At 70.3% G+C, this 17620-nt stretch carries 16 protein-coding genes; 8 read left to right on the top strand and 8 right to left on the bottom strand.

Annotation, left to right across the window (positions count from 1 at the left end; translation table 11 throughout):
- Positions 1-95: 95 nt before the first annotated feature.
- The gene (locus tag GWK61_RS04240) at positions 96-908 is read left to right on the top strand and encodes a hypothetical protein (RefSeq protein WP_194905132.1); all 813 of its coding nucleotides are present in this window, start codon (positions 96-98) and stop codon (positions 906-908) included.
- Here the strand turns inward: GWK61_RS04240 and pheA are convergent.
- Positions 895-1839 (bottom strand): prephenate dehydratase, encoded by a 945-nt coding sequence (pheA, locus tag GWK61_RS04235; RefSeq protein WP_194905131.1) that lies wholly within the window; start codon positions 1837-1839, stop codon positions 895-897. The genes GWK61_RS04240 and pheA overlap by 14 nt on opposite strands.
- Positions 1840-1855: 16 nt before the next feature.
- On the bottom strand, positions 1856-3016 hold the full coding sequence (locus GWK61_RS04230) for an FAD-dependent monooxygenase (protein WP_194905128.1): 1161 nt from the start codon (positions 3014-3016) through the stop codon (positions 1856-1858).
- A gap of 89 nt (positions 3017-3105) precedes the next feature.
- On the opposite strand from GWK61_RS04230, the gene GWK61_RS04225 reads away from it, so the two are divergent.
- Entirely contained in the window at positions 3106-3702 is a 597-nt protein-coding gene (locus tag GWK61_RS04225; RefSeq protein WP_194905126.1) for a TetR/AcrR family transcriptional regulator, read from the top strand.
- A gap of 40 nt (positions 3703-3742) precedes the next feature.
- On the opposite strand, the gene GWK61_RS04220 is transcribed toward GWK61_RS04225, so the two are convergent.
- The gene (locus GWK61_RS04220; RefSeq protein WP_323747397.1) at positions 3743-4444 is read right to left on the bottom strand and encodes a response regulator; all 702 of its coding nucleotides are present in this window, start codon (positions 4442-4444) and stop codon (positions 3743-3745) included.
- Between the two features lie 208 nt (positions 4445-4652).
- On the opposite strand from GWK61_RS04220, the gene pdhA reads away from it, so the two are divergent.
- The 6 genes from pdhA to GWK61_RS04190 all read left to right on the top strand — a co-directional run bounded on the left by pdhA (position 4653) and on the right by GWK61_RS04190 (position 11981).
- A complete protein-coding gene (pdhA, locus tag GWK61_RS04215) occupies positions 4653-5780 on the top strand; it encodes a pyruvate dehydrogenase (acetyl-transferring) E1 component subunit alpha (protein WP_194905124.1) in 1128 nt (375 codons plus the stop codon).
- Position 5781: 1 nt separating this feature from the next.
- The gene (locus tag GWK61_RS04210; RefSeq protein ID WP_194905122.1) at positions 5782-6777 is read left to right on the top strand and encodes an alpha-ketoacid dehydrogenase subunit beta; all 996 of its coding nucleotides are present in this window, start codon (positions 5782-5784) and stop codon (positions 6775-6777) included.
- Between the two features lie 17 nt (positions 6778-6794).
- Positions 6795-8303, top strand: a complete 1509-nt coding sequence (locus GWK61_RS04205; protein WP_194905120.1) for a dihydrolipoamide acetyltransferase family protein — start codon at positions 6795-6797, stop codon at positions 8301-8303.
- A 140-nt stretch (positions 8304-8443) separates the two neighbouring features.
- Positions 8444-9238, top strand: a complete 795-nt coding sequence (locus GWK61_RS04200; RefSeq protein WP_194905118.1) for a carbon-nitrogen family hydrolase — start codon at positions 8444-8446, stop codon at positions 9236-9238.
- 96 nt (positions 9239-9334) lie between these two features.
- Positions 9335-10978 carry a serine/threonine protein kinase gene (locus GWK61_RS04195; protein WP_194905116.1) on the top strand — a complete coding sequence of 548 codons (1644 nt, stop codon included), beginning with the start codon at positions 9335-9337 and terminating at the stop codon, positions 10976-10978.
- A 49-nt stretch (positions 10979-11027) separates the two neighbouring features.
- Positions 11028-11981, top strand: coding sequence for an SDR family oxidoreductase (locus GWK61_RS04190; RefSeq protein WP_194905113.1), 954 nt, complete (start codon positions 11028-11030; stop codon positions 11979-11981).
- On the opposite strand, the gene GWK61_RS04185 is transcribed toward GWK61_RS04190, so the two are convergent.
- From GWK61_RS04185 to dnaJ, 5 genes are all read right to left on the bottom strand, one after another.
- Complete coding sequence (locus tag GWK61_RS04185; RefSeq protein ID WP_194905111.1) at positions 11967-12347, bottom strand: DUF3037 domain-containing protein; 381 nt, start codon at positions 12345-12347, stop codon at positions 11967-11969. The genes GWK61_RS04190 and GWK61_RS04185 overlap by 15 nt on opposite strands.
- Positions 12344-13207, bottom strand: coding sequence for a HipA family kinase (locus GWK61_RS04180; protein ID WP_194905109.1), 864 nt, complete (start codon positions 13205-13207; stop codon positions 12344-12346). The genes GWK61_RS04185 and GWK61_RS04180 overlap by 4 nt, the downstream gene beginning before the upstream one ends.
- 42 nt (positions 13208-13249) lie before the next feature.
- Positions 13250-15892, bottom strand: coding sequence for an ATP-dependent chaperone ClpB (clpB, locus tag GWK61_RS04175; protein ID WP_194905107.1), 2643 nt, complete (start codon positions 15890-15892; stop codon positions 13250-13252).
- Positions 15893-15999: 107 nt separating this feature from the next.
- On the bottom strand, positions 16000-16467 hold the full coding sequence (locus GWK61_RS59260; RefSeq protein WP_194905104.1) for a heat shock protein transcriptional repressor HspR: 468 nt from the start codon (positions 16465-16467) through the stop codon (positions 16000-16002).
- 7 nt (positions 16468-16474) lie between these two features.
- Positions 16475-17599, bottom strand: coding sequence for a molecular chaperone DnaJ (gene dnaJ / locus GWK61_RS04165; RefSeq protein ID WP_194905102.1), 1125 nt, complete (start codon positions 17597-17599; stop codon positions 16475-16477).
- Between the last annotated feature and the right edge of the window lie 21 nt (positions 17600-17620).

The raw sequence follows: 17620 nt of genomic DNA, 5'->3' as shown, positions 1-17620 counted from the left end.
AAGACGGAGCCGTCACCCCTTGTCGCTCCTGTACCCTCTCTGCCGCAGTGCCCTGAGTACATCTGTGAGGACCAACCGTGGAGACTGCCCAGGCAATGAGTGAGCCGTTGTTCCAGAATCTGGAAGACGCCGTCGTGGTGGCCGAGACGGCCCTGCTCGACACGCAGGTGGCCGTCGAGTCGCTGCGTGCCGAGTTGGACCAGTTCACCCGGCTGCACCAGATCCAGCTGGGCCCGTTGTACGGCCGGCTGGACGAACTGGACGCGCTCACCGCCGAGACCGAAGCCGCCATGACCGGCGACCCCGAAGCCATCCGCCGTGCGGTGGAGGCCCGGGCCCGCGTGGACGGCGAAGACCCGATGTTGTTCGCCGCCGCGAACGCCGGCCTGCTCGACGACGAGGAGGAAGGCTCAGAGCAGTCCGAGACGCCGCGCAGGCCCCGCGAGGAGCCCGCGGCACCCAAGCCGGACCCCGACACGCCGGTGCGGCCCAGCAAGACCGCACAGCGCCTCTACCGGGAACTGGCCCGCCGGTCCCACCCGGACCTCGTCCAGAACCCGACGGAGATCGCGCGCCGGCACGCCTTCATCACCCGCGTGAACGCCGCCTACGAGAAGGACGACCTGCCCGGGCTCCAGAAGCTCAGTGAGGAGTGGTCGCTGACGTCCTCGGGCCCGGCGAAGGACAACCCGCAGCGCGAACTGTGGCTGCGCGGCCGGCTGATCTGGCTGCGCGCGAAGCAGGCGGAGCTGGCGCTGGAGCGGCAGACGCTGATGGAGAACCCCATGGCGGACGTGCTCGCGGCCTACCAGTACGACTCGCTGACCGCGCTGCGCTCCATCTCCGAGCAGCTCTACACGGCGATCTCCGAGCGGGAGGCCCTGCTGAACTCGCTCATCGGTTCCTGAGGCCGGCCAACCACTCGGCGGCCTCGCGGAAGTCCTCGTCGGAGGTCCCCCTGCGGACCTCGGCGGCGAGGCCGTCCGCGCGCGGGTAGCTGCCGAGGTACCGGACTTCGGCGGCGACCCGCCGCAGGCCGGTGAGCACTTCCCCGACCCGCGCGTCGTCGAGGTGCCCCTCGCAGTCGATGGAGAACCAGTAGGTCCCCAGCTTCGACCGCGTGGGCCGCGACTCGATCCGCATCAGGTCCACGCCCCGGACCGCGAACTCCTCAAGGATCTCAAGGAGCGCGCCGGGGTGGTTGTCCCTCAGCACCACCGCGAGGGATGTCTTGTCCGCACCGGTCCGGGCCGGCGGCGCGCCGGGCGGCACCACCATCACGAAGCGGGTGACCGCCCCTTCCACATCGTGGATGTTCTCCGCGAGCAGCGTGAGCCGGTAGAACGGCGCCGCGAAGGATCCCGCCAGGGCGGCGTCGTGCACGCCTTCGGAGACCAGCCGCGCCGCGTCCGCGTTGGACGACGCCGCGACCCAGCGCGCGTCCGGCAGGTTCTCGGCCAGCCAGCGGCGGCACTGCGGATAGGCGTGCGGATGGCTCGACACCGTCTTGATGTCGGCGAGCGCCGTGTCGGGCCGCCCCATGAGCGCGAACTCCACCGGCAGCAGGATCTCCCGCACGATGTGCAGCGGCGGTTCCTCGGTGGACAGGTCGTCGAGGGTCGCCGGGACCGCGCCCTCCACCGAGTTCTCGAACGCGACGACCGCGCCCGCCACCTCGCCGCGCCGTACCGCGTCCAGCGCGGCCGGGACGGACTCGTACGGAACCCGCTCCGCCTCCCGGGCCCCGGGAACGCGAAGAAGCGCCGCCTCGGTAAACGTCCCCGCCGGGCCCAGGAAGCCGTAGCGAGTCAGGACGGGAGGCGACGCTTTCTTGGTCATGCGGCCTAGCCTACGGTCACTGAGGCGGCTGCCATGCGACCACCGGATCCATCGCCCGAAGCGCCAGATCCGGCACGAGCCGCCCGGCGAGTCGCATCCCCAGGTTCCGCAACGCTTCCTTGGGCCGCGACGTGCTCTGGGTCAGAGCACCCATCCGATGCGACCGGCGCACCATGTCCGCCCCTCTGGGGGCGCGCAGAGCGGTGTATTGCGCGAGCGCAGTGACGACCTCTGTAGAGCTCTGAGACGGCCCCACAAGCGCCGCCAAGGTAACGCCGTCCTCCATGGCCTGATTCGCTCCCTGCCCCAGGTGCGGCGTCATGGCGTGCGCCGCGTCGCCGAGGATCGCGACCGCACCGCGGTGGTACGCGGACAACGGTTGGGCGATCTCGTAGATGTCGTTGTGCAGAACGGTCTCGGGATCCGCTGCGGAGATGAGTTGGGGGACCGGGAAGTGCCAGGCGCCGAAACGCCTTAGCAGCTCAGCTCTCTCGTCCGGATAAGTGATGCCGGGTTCGGCGTAGTCAGCGGCATAGGCATACGTCCGGCCGTCGGCCAGGGGCGTGATCCCGAAGACCTGGCTGCCGCCCCACACCTCGCCGGGCAGAAAGTCGCCCTTGGGCGTGGGAACGAGAAGGCGCCACGCGGTGGTGCCGCTGTAGACGGCACCGGGGTGCTCCGGAAACAGAGCCTTGCGAAGAACCGAGTTCACTCCGTCCGCGGCCACGATCAGATCCGCTTCCAGCGGCCCGGAGTCTGTCAGCAGACGCGGCCGCCGGGAAGCGCCGCCCGCCTCGACCCCCTTGGCCTCGACGCCCAACCGGAACGTATCCGCAGGCAGCAGCCCGGAGATCACGTCCATCACCGAGGACCGGGTCGCCGGGATCACCGCGTCCCCGAACCGCCGGATGATGGCCTTGCTCGCGGTGCGGGCAATCACCCGGCCGTCGGAGCGGGTCACCGCGGCGTCCCCCTGGAACGCCGCCAGCTTCCGCACCGCGTCGCCGGCTCCCAGCGTGTCCAGCGCCCGCAACCCGTTCGGCGCAACAGCCAGGCCCGAGCCCACCGGCCGCAGCTCCGGCGCCCGCTCGACGACCGTCACGTCCCACCCGCGCTGGAACAGCCCCGCCGCGGCCGTGAGTCCCCCGAATCCCGCCCCCACCACGATCGCCTTCATGACCGCTCCTCACTACATCCGTAGTTCCAACTACGGATGTAGTTCTACGCCACTACAGCCGTAGTCGTCAACTGCTAAGGTCTCGGACCATGACCTCCCGTCCGGACCTCATCGGAGACACCGCGATCGCCCTGCTCGCCGAGCGGGGGCTGCGCGGGCTCACCCACCGCGCGGTCGACGAGGCCGCCGGCCTGCCGCCCGGGTCCACCTCCAACCACGCCCGGACCCGCGGCGCCCTGCTGGAGACGACGTTCGCCCGGCTGTGCCGTCTGGAGGCCGAGGTCTTCGAGGACGCGGCGAACCCCGAAGGCGTGCTGGCGGTGGAGAATCCGACCCCGGAGATCGCCGCCGACCTGGTGGCCACCCAACTGCACGACACCCTCACGCTCCGCCGGGCCCCGTCACTGGCCCGTTTCGAGCTCGCGCTGGAGGCGACGCGACGGCCGGAACTGCGCGCGATCTACGACGAGGCGGGTGTGGCTTTCCGCGAGCCGGCGCGTGGCCTCATGGCGGCTCTCGGCTCCGCCGACCCGGACCGCGACGGCCGCACGTTCATCGCCTTCAGCGAAGGGGTCCTGTTCGATTCGGTCGCCGGAGCCGGCAACCGCGCCGCCCTGACGCGCGAGGAGATCCGCACCGGTCTCCTGCAGCTGTTTCGAGGAATGCTTAAGGACGCCGCGCAGTAGGGGAACCGCTATGCGAGAGCGCGCTATAAGCGCGGAGCTCTTAGCGCGAACGCCCAGGGAGATGCCGCACGGCGAACGCAGCAGCCTGCGTACGCCGCTGCATGGCCAGTTTCGCCAGGATCCCGGTGATGTAGTTCTTCACGGTCTTCTCGGCCAGGCTCAGCCGCTCGCCGATCTGCCGGTTGGTGAGGCCCTCGGCGATCAGCTCCAGGATCCGCTTCTCGGACACCGTGAGCGACGCCAGTTTGCTCGCCGCGTCCTCCCGGTCCGCCTCGCCCGGCACGATCCCGACCCGCAGCCGGCTCAGAAGGTGCTCCGTGGCGGTCGGGTCGAGCAACGAGCCCCCGCGCGCCACCGTCCGGACCGCGTCGACGAGTGCGGAGCCCCGGATGTCCTTCAGAACGTAGCCCGCAGCGCCCGCCATGATGGCGCCGAACAACGCGTCGTCATCCGAGAACGACGTCAGCATCAGACAGCCCAGATCCGGCATCCGCGACTTCAGCTCGCGGCAGACCTCGATGCCCGATCCGTCGGGAAGCCGCACGTCCAGCAAGGCGACGTCCGGCCAGGCAGCCTCGGCCGCAGCCAGAGCCTGCGCCACACTGCCGGCCTGAGCGACCACCTCGATATCGGGTTCGGCGCTCAGCAGTTCGCCCACACCGCGCCGCACCAACTCGTGGTCGTCCAGCAGGAAGACACGGATCGGGTCCGTTATGCCCGAGATGGCAGCATCAGAGTGCACACCGACAACATAGCCATACTCAGGAGCTTTCGCGTCTTTGGTGCGGGGCGTCGCGCACGCATTCCGCCCTGTAACGTGGCCTCTGCACGGCCGAGGGGGATCCACGTCACACCCCGACCACGAACTCCGCGGCCGGCGTCGCACCTCGCTGACCGCGGCGGCGACCCCGCCGTACGTCCGTTTGAGATACGTGTAGAGGAGACATGTAGTGGTGACCTCACGCAAGGGCGCGGGTGGCAAGACCGCTGCTAAAAAGAAGGCCGGGGCCACGAACCCCGACCTCGTGCAGCTGCTGACGCCCGAAGGGGATCTGGTCGAGCACCCCGATTACTCGATCGACCTGACGCCCGAGGAGTACCGCGGCCTGTACCGGGACATGGTCCTGGTCCGCCGCATCGATGCCGAAGGCACGGCGCTGCAGCGCCAGGGCGAGCTGGGGCTGTGGGCCCCGCTGCTGGGCCAGGAGGCCGCGCAGGTCGGTTCCGGCCGCGCGCAGACCGCCGAGGACTACGCCTTCCCCACCTACCGCGAGCACGGCGTGGCGTGGTGCCGCGACGTGGACCCGGTGAACCTGCTCGGGATGTTCCGCGGCGTGAACAACGGCGGCTGGGACCCGAACGAGAAGAACTTCCACCTCTACACGATCGTGATCGGCTCCCAGACGCTGCACGCCACCGGCTACGCCATGGGCATGCAGCGCGACGGCCGCGAGGCGGCGGTGATCGCGTACTTCGGCGACGGTGCGTCCTCCCAGGGCGACGTCAACGAGGCGTTCGTCTTCGCCAGCGTGAACAACGCGCCGGTGGTGTTCTTCTGCCAGAACAACCAGTGGGCCATCTCCGAGCCCAACGAGCGCCAGTTCCGCGTCCCGCTGTACCAGCGCGCCGCCGGCTTCGGCTTCCCCGGCGTCCGGGTCGACGGCAACGACGTCCTGGCCTGCCTGGCGGTCACCAGGGCCGCCCTGGAGCACGCCCGCAGCGGCGGCGGCCCGACGCTGGTCGAGGCCTTCACCTACCGCATGGGCGCGCACACCACGTCCGACGACCCGACGCGCTACCGCAACTCCGACGAGCTGGAGGAGTGGAAGGCGAAGGACCCGATCCTGCGCATGCACGCCTTCCTGGAGAAGAACAAGCACGCCGACGAGGCGTTCTTCAAGGAGATCGACGCCGAGGCGGACACCGTCGCCGCCGACATCCGCGCGCGCTGCCTGGCCATGCCGGACCCGAAGCCGGTCTCGATCTTCGACCACGTCTACGCCGAGCCGCACCCCCTGATGGACGAGGAGCGCGCAGAGTACGGGGCCTACTGGGAATCTTTCGAGGGTGCTCACTGACATGTCAGAGTCGACTTCCAAGACACAGCAGATCAGTCTCGGCAAGGGCCTCAACCTCGGCCTGCGCAGGGCCCTGGAGGACGACCCGAAGGTCCTGCTCATGGGCGAGGACATCGGCAAGCTCGGCGGCGTCTTCCGCGTCACCGACGGCCTGCAGAAGGACTTCGGCGACGCGCGGGTCATCGACACCCCGCTGGCCGAGTCCGGCATCGTGGGCACCGCGGTCGGCCTGGCCCTGTCCGGCTACCGGCCGGTGGTGGAGATCCAGTTCGACGGGTTCGTCTACCCGGCCTTCGACCAGATCGTCACCCAGGTCGCCAAGATGCGGGCCCGGGCGCTGGGCAAGGTCAGCATGCCGATCGTGATCCGCATCCCGTTCGGCGGCGGCATCGGCGCGGTCGAGCACCACTCGGAGTCCCCCGAGGCGTACTTCGCCATCACCGCCGGCCTGCGCGTGGTCGCCACGTCCAACCCGGTCGACGCCTACTGGATGATCCAGCAGGCCATCGCCTCCGACGACCCGGTGGTGTTCTTCGAGCCCAAGCGCCGGTACTGGGACAAGGCCGAGCTGGACCCGACGGCCACGCCGTACCCGCTCTACGCCTCCCGCGTGGTGCGCCCCGGCACGGACGCGACGCTGGTCGCCTACGGCCCGATGGTGAAGACCTGCCTGGAGGCCGCCGCGGCGGCCGCGGAGGAGGGGCGCTCGCTGGAGGTCATCGACCTGCGCACGCTGTCCCCGCTCGACCTGGAGCCGGTCTACGCCTCGGTCCGCAAGACCGGCCGCCTGATCACCGTGCACGAGGCCTCGGTGTTCATGGGGATGGGCGCGGAGGTGGCCGCGAAGGTCACCGAGAAGTGCTTCTACTCCCTGGAGGCGCCGGTCCTGCGCGTCGGCGCCCCGCACACCCCCTACCCGCCGTCGCGGGTCGAGGAGGAGTTCCTGCCGGACCTGGACCGAGTGCTGGACGCCGTCGACCGCGCGTTCGCGTTCTAAGGGATCTGGGAGCACACATGGGTGAGATCAAGAGATTCAACCTCCCGGACGTCGGCGAGGGCCTGACCGAGGCGGAGATCCTGGCCTGGTCGGTCAAGGTCGGCGACCTGGTCACGGTCAACCAGATCCTGGTCGAGATCGAGACCGCGAAGGCCGCCGTCGAGCTGCCCTCGCCGTGGGCCGGCAAGGTCGTCGAGCTGCTGGTGGACGAGGGGCGGACGGTCGACGTCGGCACCCCGATCATCGGGATCGACATCGACCCGAGCACGCCGAGCGCCCCGGCGGCCGGCGGCGGGGACGACATGACCGCCGGCGTCGCGGCCACCGCCGAGGCCAAGGCCGCGCCGGCAGCCTCGGGCGGCACGGGCGGCACAGGCGGCTCGGGCAAGAGCGACGACAAGCGCGAGCCGGTCCTGGTCGGCTACGGCGTGAAGCAGGGCGCTTCCAGCCGTCGTCCGCGCAAGGCCTCAGGCGCGGCGCCGTCCGTGGCCGACGTCATGGGCGCCACGGTCCGCGAGGAGCCGGTCGCCGACGACATCCCGGCCCCGGCGTACTACGGCCAGTCCACGGCTCCGGAGCAGGCCGCTGCGGCAGTGCGGGTCACAGCTGCGGGCGCTCCGGCCGCGCCGATCGGCGCCAAGCCGCTGGCCAAGCCGCCGGTCCGCAAGCTCGCCAAGGACCTGGGCATCGACCTGGCGCTGGTGGTCCCGACCGGGATCAACGGCACGGTGACCCGGGACGACGTGCACGCGGCCATCTCCGGGACGCAGACCGCGCCAGCCGCGGGCGGCGAAGTCGCCCCGGCCGCCGCCGTACCCTTCGTCAACGGCGAGCGCCGCGTCCCGATCAAGGGCGTGCGCAAGGCGACCGCCGCGGCGATGGTGCAGTCGGCGTTCACCGCGCCGCACGTCACCGAGTTCCTGACGGTCGACGTCACCCCGACCATGAAGTTCGTGCAGCGGCTGAAGGAGATGCCGGACTTCAAGGGCGTGCGGGTGTCGCCGCTGCTGCTGGTCGCCAAGGCGTTCCTGGTGGCGATGGCGCGGAACCCGGAGATCAACGCGCGCTGGGACGAGGCAAACGGCGAGATCGTCTACTTCGACCACGTCACCCTGGGCATCGCGGCGGCCACGCCGCGCGGGCTGCTGGTGCCGAACGTCAAGGGCGCGGACCTGCTGCCGCTGGTGGAGTTGGGCCGGGCGCTCAACAGGCTCACCGACGTGGCGCGCGAGGGCAAGACCTCGCTGGCCGACATGAGCGGCGCCACGGCGACGATCACCAACGTCGGCGTGTTCGGCGTGGACACCGGCACCCCGATCCTGAATCCGGGCGAGGCGTCGATCCTGGCGTTCGGCGCGGTGCGGGAGCAGCCGTGGATGCACAAGGGCAAGATGAAGCCGCGCCAGGTGACCACGCTGGCGCTGTCCTTCGACCACCGCCTGGTCGACGGCGAGCTGGGCTCGAAGGTGCTGCGGGACGTCGGCGCGGTGCTGGCCGATCCGCTGACCGCGCTGGCCTGGAGCTGATCGCCTGGAGCTGATTGCCTGGAGCTGATTGCCTGAGGGATCCCTGCCGGGGATCCCTACAGCGGTCTCACGCGGGTTGTGGTCTCACACAGAGGGGCACCGGTTCTCAGAACCGGTGCCCCTCTGGCACGATCGGCAGTATGCGCGTATCCCTCATGCAGCTTGTCGTCGACGACGCGGAAGCGCCCGAGGACCGCTGGAACCGTGTGGTGAAGCTGGTCGAGGCCGAGCGGGAGACCGGGGCGGAGCTGGTGATCCTGCCCGAGCTCTGGGTCGCGGGCGGCTTCGACTACAAGAACTGGACCGGCCACGCCGAACCGATCGCCGACAGCCGGCCGATCGCCGCTCTGGAGAAGGTCCGGACGCAAGAAGGTCCGGGCCAGGAGATGTGGCTGCACTTCGGTTCCTATGTGGAGCGCGCGCCTGACGGAACTCTCTACAACACCGCGGTCTTCCGCGGCCCGGACGGTGTGCAGGCCGAGTACCGCAAGATCCACCGGTTCGGCTTCAGCGAGGGCGAAGCAACCCTCATGGGCGCCGGGGAAGAGCTCGTCACCGTTCCCTCTCCGTGGGGAACGCTGGGACTGGCTACGTGTTATGACATCCGTTTCCCCGAGCTGTTCCGCGGACTCCTGGACAAGGGCATGGAGCACCTGGTGGTCTGCTCGGCGTGGCCCGAGAAGCGGATCGAGCACTGGCGGGTGTTGCTCAAGGCCCGCGCGATCGAGGACCAGGTGTTCGTCTTCGCCACGAACTGCGTGGGGACGAACGGAGGGGTCGCTCTGGGGGGCCGTTCCGTGGTCGTCGATCCCTGGGGGAATGTCGTGGCCGAAGCGGGTACCGGTGAAGAGGTTCTGCGGGTGGACGTGGATCCGGCACTGGTCGCGCGGACACGTAGCGCGTTGCCCGTTCTGAACGACCGCCGCCTGCGCTGAGGACCGGGGTACGGCGGATCAACCTGCTGCCCCATAATGGCCGGGACGCCGTACAGGGGAGGCTGCACGTTGAATATGAACGGCAATGTACATAGAGTGGAGACCGCGGCGACCGATCGGGTCGGGCCGTATCTGCTCGTCACCCAGCTCGGATCGGGTGCCATGGGCCGGGTGTTCCTCGGCACCGACGCCGACGGCCGCCAGGCGGCGGTCAAGATGGTCCGCTCCGATCTGGCCGAGATCCCGGCGTTCCGCAAGCGGTTCTCGCGAGAGCTACAGGTCGCCGAACGCATCCACTCCCCACGTATCGCGGAGATCTACAACGCGGAGACCGAGGGCGCACGGCCGTGGCTGGCCACCGAATACGTCCCCGGCCCGACGCTGCAGGACGCGATCGATCAGGGCGGCGGGTTCGACGATGCGCGGCTTCGCGCTTTAGCGGTGGCGATCGCACAGGCGCTGCAAGTCATTCACGCCGCAGAGGTCGTACACCGCGACCTCAAGCCGGCGAACGTACTGCTCGGTCCGGACGGCCCCAAAGTCATCGACTTCGGCGTGGCCCGCGCACTGGATGCATCCCTGCTGACCAACACCGGTCAGACTCTCGGCACACCCGCGTATATGTCCCCTGAGCAAGCTGACGGACGCTCTGTCCAGAGCGCTTCTGATGTGTTCGCTCTGGGTTCGCTCTTGGTGTTCGCCGCCACCGGCCGACTCGCGTTCGGCGACGGCGCGCCTCTGGCGATTCTGCACCGCGTGGTCAACAATGAGCCCGATCTCAGCGGAATCGCCGAGAACGACGACGTCCTGCGTCAACTCATCAAGGGCTGCCTGGCCAAGGAAGCCGAGAACCGCCCCACACCGCAGCAGATCATCGACCTGTTCGGCGAGGTCGGGTGGCAGCCGCTCACCGGAGTCGCGTGGCAGCAACCGCCGCTCGGCGTGGGACTGCCGGTCACCGCGAGCGAGTCAGCCGACACCCCGACCGTGGCCCTCGCACCGAAACGCGGTGGCAAGCGGATCGCCGTGATCTCCGTCGCCGCGGCCGCCGCGGTCATCCTGACCGGCATCGCCGTCGTCGAGGGCAGCGGCGGCAGCACGGGAAAGTCGGCGACTGGTACTCCGCAGACGGGTGGTTCGCTGTCCGGGAGCCAGTCGGCCGCCGGCTCGTTCCCGTCCACCCCCGGGTCCTCCAGCGACAGCGGACAGCCTTCCGCAAGCGGCAAGCCGACTTCGACGTCGAACGCACCGGTCGGCCAGGTGAAGCCGGGCAACGGCGGCACGACTCCGGATCAGGGCAACTCGGTGCCGGTCACAGTAACGGTCGACGATGGCGGCCCGAACAACCCGAGTACCCCTCCGACCTCCTCGTCTGCATCGCAGCCGGTCAGCCACCCCACGACGCACAAGACCACGTCCCCACCCCCGCAACAGCCGGCACACAACCCGCCGGGACCGGTCTCCGGCGTCGGCGCGTACATTCCGGCCTGGTTCGGCGAAGCCACGGTCGACGCGTCCTGGAACGCGGACCCCGGCGCGACCAGCTATGTCCTGCACTACAACATCGACGGTGGTGGCGATCAGTACGTCACGGTCAACGGCACCGGTTCTTCCTACATGCTCCCGGCGGGAAGCACCTCATGCATCCAGGTCCAGGCAATCGGCCAGTACGGCAAGTCGACCTGGGCGCCGGCACCGGCACTGTGCTTCAACTCCGCCGGCCAGGAGGTCGGCAGCTGACTCGAGCGACCCCTACCGTTCAGTAAGTTACCGGCGGTAGGGTTCGGCCATGGGAACCTGGGGACCGCACGGCGTCAGCGGGAAGGTCGTGGTCATCACCGGCGCGGCGCGCGGGATCGGCGCGGACGCGGCGCGTCGGCTGGCGCGGCGCGGGGCGAAGGTCGCGCTGATCGGGCTGGAGCCCGAGGAACTCCGCAGGACCGCGGAGTCCTGCGGTCCCGACGCGACAGCGTGGGACGCGGACGTGACGTCTTGGGAGCAGCTCGGCGCCGCGATCGACGGCATCGTCGCGCACTACGGCGGCATCGACGTGGTGGTGGCCAACGCCGGTGTCGCGCCGACCGGCTTCATCCGCTCCATCGACCCGGCGGCGTTCGAGCGCACCATCGAGATCAACCTGCTCGGTGTCTGGCGGACGGTACGCACGGCGCTGCCTCACGTCATCGAGCGCAAAGGCTACGTACTCGTGGTCTCCTCCGCGGCAGCACTCATCCATGCCCCTGCGTTGGCCGCGTATACGGCGTCCAAGGCCGGCGCCGAAGCGTTCGGAGACAGCCTGCGCGCCGAAGTGAAGCACCTCGGCGTGGATGTCGGCGTCGCGTACTTCTCGTGGATCAAGACCGATCTGGTGACGAGCGCGGACGCGCATCCGGTCCTGGGTAAGTTCCGTAAGAGCGCGCCGGGACCAGCATCCCGTGTGTATCCCCTGGAGAAGGTCGGGGAGGCGGTCACTGAGGGAATCGCTAAGCGCAGCCGCGTTATATGCGTTCCCTCATGGGTGAACCAGCTGCGCCGTATCCACGGGATGCTGCCCGCGGTCGTGGAGAAGGCGAACGCCCGGGCCACCGCGCGTGCGGACCGCGAGATGATCGCGGACATCGAGAAGCGCGGGGCCGAGGCGTCGTCGCGGCTGACCGGTCCGGGAGGCGCGGCCGCACAGGCGGGCAACCCGGGCGAGACAGCCAAGGCAGCCAAGGCAGCCAAAGCGTCAGCCGAGGACTGACCCGGCGAGTCTGTCCAGAGCGGCCGCAGGGTCAGCGGTGAGGCCGGTGTGCACCGGACCGGGCTGCACCACCGTGGAACGCGGCGCGATCAGCCACCGGAACCGTCGGCCCAGCGCGTCCTGGCCGGCGGGGCCGGAGTCCGGTCCGCCGCAACAGACCTTCGAGACAGCGCCGAGCAGAGCCTCGATCCCCTCGACGTCCGCTGTGGGATCCAGCGCGCGCACCCGCACCGTGTCCACCTGCGTGGCGCATCCCAGGAAGTCGAGCTGCTGGCAGTAGAGCACGACGCCGACGTTGACGTACTCCCCGCGCTCGACGCGGGGAACAGCACGCAGCACCGAGTACTCGTAGGGCTGAACGCTCATTTCACCCGTCCCTGCATCCAGTTCGGGTGCTTCGCCTTAAGGCGCGCCTTGAGATCGGAGTTCTGTACGGACCGCGCGGCTTCCTGCGCGGAACTATCCACAACCTGTGGAAACCACTCGCGCGGTCCGATGACGCGGGTCAGCAGATAGCTGACGTACGCGTCACGCACCGCGTCGGCGGACTCGAATCCGGGCTCGTCGACCAGCCACTCGTCCGGCACGACCGCCACGACGGACCGCAGCAGCTCCTCCGTGACGAGCGGCGCGAGGGCCGCATCCGCACCCGGCATGTCCTTCGCATAGGAGGCGAGCACATGGTCGCCCGCGTCGAAGGGAGCCAGGGCGCCCTTCTGCGCGCCGGGCCAGTTGTGGTGGAAGATCAGCGAGGCACCGTGGTCGATCAGGTAGAGCTGGCGGTGCCACAGCAGCAGATTCGGGTTCCGCCAGGATCGGTCCACGTTGCGCACCAGCGCGTCGAACCACACGATGCGGCTGGCGAGTTCGGACTCCACGGGAAACGCCAAGGGGTCGTATCCCAGTGACCCCGGCAGGTAGTCCATGCCGAGGTTCAGACCCTTGCTCCCCTTGAGGAGCTCCTGGATCTCCTGGTCCGGCTCGGCGGCGCCGATGATCGGATCCAGCTCGATCCCGACCAGCGCCGGTACCGGCAGGCTCAGGGCCCGCGCCAGTTCCCCGGCGATCACCTCGGCGACCAGGGCCTTGCGACCCTGGCCGGCCGAGCGGAACTTCACCACGTACGTCCCGAAGTCCGAGGCCTCGACCAGTCCGGGCAGCGAACCGCCCTCGCGGAGCGGGGTCACGTACCGGGTGGCGGTGACGGTCGGCAGAGTGGCAGGCATGGACACCACGCTAGACGCACCGCCGACTTTCGATCATCTCCATTACGACTGGGGCGACTGCGGCGACTGCGGCGACTGCGAGGTGATGACCAGCGCGTCGTTCTCGACGTCCACGTCCACCCGCACCGTGTCCCCGTCCCGGATCTCGCCGGCCAGCAGCTTGCGGGCCAGCGGGTCGCCGATCGCGGACTGCACCAGGCGGCGCAGCGGACGGGCCCCGAAGGCCGGCTCGTAGCCGGCGATCGCCAGCCAGTCGCTCGCGCCCGGGCTGACCTCCAGCCCCAGCCGGCGGTCGGCCAGGCGCTTGGCCAGCTTGCCGACCTGGATGCCGACGATGCGGCCGAGCTCGGTCGTGCCCAGCGGGTCGAAGACCACCTGCGCGTCCAGCCGGTTCAGGAACTCCGGCTTGAACGCCGCGCGCACCGCGCTGTCCACCCGCTGGCGCCGGTCCAGCCGGGCCTGCACCGGGTCCAGGGCCTCGTCGACCGTCAGGTCGAAGCCGGCGGTGCCCAGGTTGGAGGTGAGGATCAGGATCGTGTTGCGGAAGTCCACGGTCCGGCCCTGCCCGTCGGTGAGGCGGCCGTCGTCCAGGACCTGCAGCAGCACGTCGAAGATCTCCGGATGCGCCTTCTCGACCTCGTCGAGCAGCACCACCGAGTACGGCCGGCGGCGCACGGCCTCGGTCAGCTGGCCGCCCTCCTCGTAGCCGACGTAGCCGGGAGGGGCGCCGACCAGCCGGGCCACCGAGTGCTTCTCGGAGTACTCCGACATGTCGACGCGCACCATGGCGTGCTCGTCGTCGAACAGGAAGTCCGCCAGCGCCTTGGCCAGCTCGGTCTTGCCGACGCCGGTGGGGCCGAGGAACAGGAACGAGCCGGTCGGGCGGTCCGGGTCGGAGACCCCGGCGCGGGCCCGCCGCACCGCGTCGGAGACCGCGGCCACCGCCTCGACCTGGCCGATCAGCCGCTCGCCGAGCCGCTCCTCCATGTGCAGCAGCTTCTCGGTCTCGCCCTCCAGCAGCCGGCCGGCCGGGATCCCGGTCCAGGCGCCGACCACCTCGGCGATGTCGTCCGGGCCGACCTCCTCCTTGACCATCGGCGCGGCCGTCTCGGCCTCGTCCACCGAGGTGGAGGCGGTGGCCAGTTCGGCCTCGACCGCCGGGATCTCGGCGTAGAGCAGCCGGGAGGCGGTCTCGAAGTCGCCGGACCGCTGCGCCAGCTCGACCTGCGACTTCATCGCGTCCAGCCGCTGCTTGAGCTCACCGACCCGGTTCAGGCCGCCCTTCTCCTGCTCCCAGCGCACGTTCAGGGCGTTGAGCTGCTCCTGCCGGTCGGCCAGGTCCAGGCGCAGCCGGGCCAGCCGGTCGCGGGAGGCCGGGTCGTGCTCCTTGGCCAGCGCCAGCTCCTCCATCTTCATCCGGTCCACGATGCGCTGGAGCTCGTCGATCTCCACCGGACGGGAGTCGATCTCCATGCGCAGCCGGGAGGCGGCCTCGTCGATCAGGTCGATGGCCTTGTCCGGCAGGAAGCGGGAGGTGATGTAGCGGTGCGAGAGCGTGGCCGCGGCGACCAGCGCGGTGTCGGAGATGGCGACCTTGTGGTGCGCCTCGTAGCGGCCCTTGAGGCCGCGCAGGATCGCGATGGTGTCCTCGACCGTCGGCTCGTCGACCAGGACCTGCTGGAAGCGGCGCTCCAGCGCGGCGTCCTTCTCGATGCGCTCGCGGTACTCGTCCAGCGTGGTCGCGCCGACCATCCGCAGCTCGCCGCGGGCCAGCATGGGCTTGAGCATGTTGCCGGCGTCCATCGACGAGTCGCCGGTCGCGCCGGCGCCGACCACCGTGTGCAGCTCGTCGATGAAGGTGATGACCTGGCCGTCGGAGTCCTTGATGTCGGCCAGGACGGCCTTCAGGCGCTCCTCGAACTCGCCGCGGTACTTCGCGCCGGCCACCATCGCGCCCAGGTCCAGGGACACCAGGCGCTTGTCGCGCAGGCTCTCCGGCACGTCGCCGGCGATGATGCGCTGGGCCAGGCCCTCGACCACCGCGGTCTTGCCGACCCCGGGCTCGCCGATCAGCACCGGGTTGTTCTTGGTCCGGCGCGAGAGCACCTGCACCACCCGGCGGATCTCGGCGTCGCGGCCGATCACCGGGTCGAGCTTGCCGTCGCGCGCCGAGGCGGTCAGGTCGACGCCGTACTTCTCCAGGGCCTGGTAGGTGGCCTCCGGGTCCTGCGACGTCACCCGCGAGGAGCCGCGCACCTTGGTGAACGCCTCGCGCAGCGCCTGCGGGGTGGCCCCGGCCTTCTTCAGCAGCTCGGCCGTGCCGTCCTCGCCCAGCGCGAGGCCGACCAGCAGGTGCTCGGTCGAGACGTACTCGTCGTCGAGCTTGCGGGCCTCGTCGCCGGCGGCGTTCAGGGCGTTGAGGGTGTTGCGGGCCAGGGTGGGCGCCGAGACCGTCGAGCCGCTGGCCGACGGCAGGCGCTCGGCGGCGGCCTCGACCGCCTTGCCGAGCGCGGCGCGGTCCACGCCGACGGCCTCCAGCAGCGGCCGGGTGGTGCCCTCGACCTGGCCGAGCAGGGCCAGCAGCACCTGGACCGTCTCCACCTGCGGGTTGCCCGCGCGCGTGGCCTCGCGGATCGCGACGCTCAGGGCCTCCTGGCTCTTGGTCGTCAGCTTCTGCGAATCCACTGTGAAACCTCCAAGAGAAAAGCCCCCCGAACATTAAGTTGTCAGCGCTCCGCCGAGCGCCAGGCGCTCACCCGCCTTGGCTCACTCGCCCTGGGGCGCGCCTCGGGTCACTTGCCCTGGGGCTTCCAGACCGCCAGGGCGGTGGTGAACGTGGCCGGCAGAGCCGGCAGCAGGTCGCCGCGGTAGCCCGGCGGGGCCGGGGGCAGCGGCGAGACCGGCGGTGCCACGGGTGGGCGAGGCGGGACCGCGCTCTTCCCGGTCGGGTAGAGCGTCACGGCCTCGAGCTCGGCGATCCGCCGGGACAGCGCCGCGACCTGCTCCTCGAGCTCGCGGATGCGCTTGATCCCGGCCAGGTTCACGCCCTCGTCCTGGGACAGGCGCTGCACCTCGCGCAGGGTGTCGACGTCGCGTGCGGAGTACCGGCGGCCACCGCCGCCGGTGCGCTCCGGGCACACGATGCCCAGCCGGTCGTACTGGCGCAGGGTCTGCGGGTGCATCCCGGCCAGCTGCGCGGCGACGGAGATCACGTAGACCGGGGTTTCCTCGGTCAGCGGCAGGAACGGATTCTTGGCCATCGGTCCGTCACTCTCCCTTCGCGGCGTCCAGCAACTCCGCCCGCGGGTGGTGGTTGCCGGTCGCCTCCTGGAACTTCTCCAGCGCCGCGCGGGCGTCGGCGCCGATCTCGGCCGGGACCGCGATCTCGAAGCGCACCAGCAGATCGCCCTTGGACCCGTCCTTGCGCGCCACGCCGCGGCCGCGCACGCGCAGCACCCGGCCGTTCTGCGAGTTGGCCGGCAGCTTCACCGTCACCGGCATGCCGCCCAGGGTCGGGACCTGGATCTCCGCTCCGAGGACCGCCTCCGGGAAGGTGACGGGCACGGTCACGGTCAGGTTGTCGTCCTCACGTCCGAAGACGGCGTGCGGGCTCACATGGACCACCACATACAGGTCGCCGGCCGGGCCGCCGCGCTCGCCGGAGGCACCCTTGCCCTTGAGCCGGATGCGCTGGCCGTCGCGGACCCCCGCCGGGATGCGGGCCTGGATCGTCCGGGAACTGGCGGCCCGGCCGGAGCCGTGGCACACCGGGCAGGGGTCGTCGACCAGCAGGCCGCGGCCCTTGCAGTCCCGGCAGGGTTCGGAGAAGGCGAAGCCGCCCTGGTTCCGGCTCACCTGGCCGGTGCCCGAACAGGTCGGGCACACGCGCGGGGTGGTGCCGGCCTTGGCGCCGGTGCCCGAACAGGCCGAGCACGGCGTGTCCGAGGTCAGCCGGAGCGAGACGGTGGCGCCGTCGATGGAGTCGCTGAACTTCAGCGTCACCTCCGACTCCACGTCCGCCCCGCGCCGCGCCTGGGTGGTGCGGCCGGTGGTGCCGGTGCCGGTGGTCGGGCCGCCGGTGCGGTTGAACAGGCCGCCGAGCAGGTCGCCGAGGTCGAAGTTGAACCCGCCGGGGGCGCCGCCGCCGGGCGGCCGGAATCCGCCGTTGCCGAAGACCGAGCGCGAGTCGTCGTACTCCTTGCGCCGCTTGTCGTCGGACAGGACGTCGTAGGCCTCGGAGATCTCCTTGAACTTCTCCTCCGACGCCGCGTCGCCCTTGTTGGCGTCCGGGTGGTACTGACGCGCCAGCTTCCGGTAGGCCTTCTTGATGTCGGCAGCCGGCGCGTCCTTGGGGACTCCGAGGATCTTGTAGTAGTCCTTGTTGACGGCCACCTAAACCCACGCCTCCCGTCC

The organism is Catenulispora rubra (assembly GCF_015356825.1).
Lineage (GTDB): Bacteria > Actinomycetota > Actinomycetes > Streptomycetales > Catenulisporaceae > Catenulispora > Catenulispora rubra.
The sequence above is the reverse complement of the archived record's forward strand: the minus strand, read 5'-3'. Positions and strand labels throughout refer to the sequence as shown.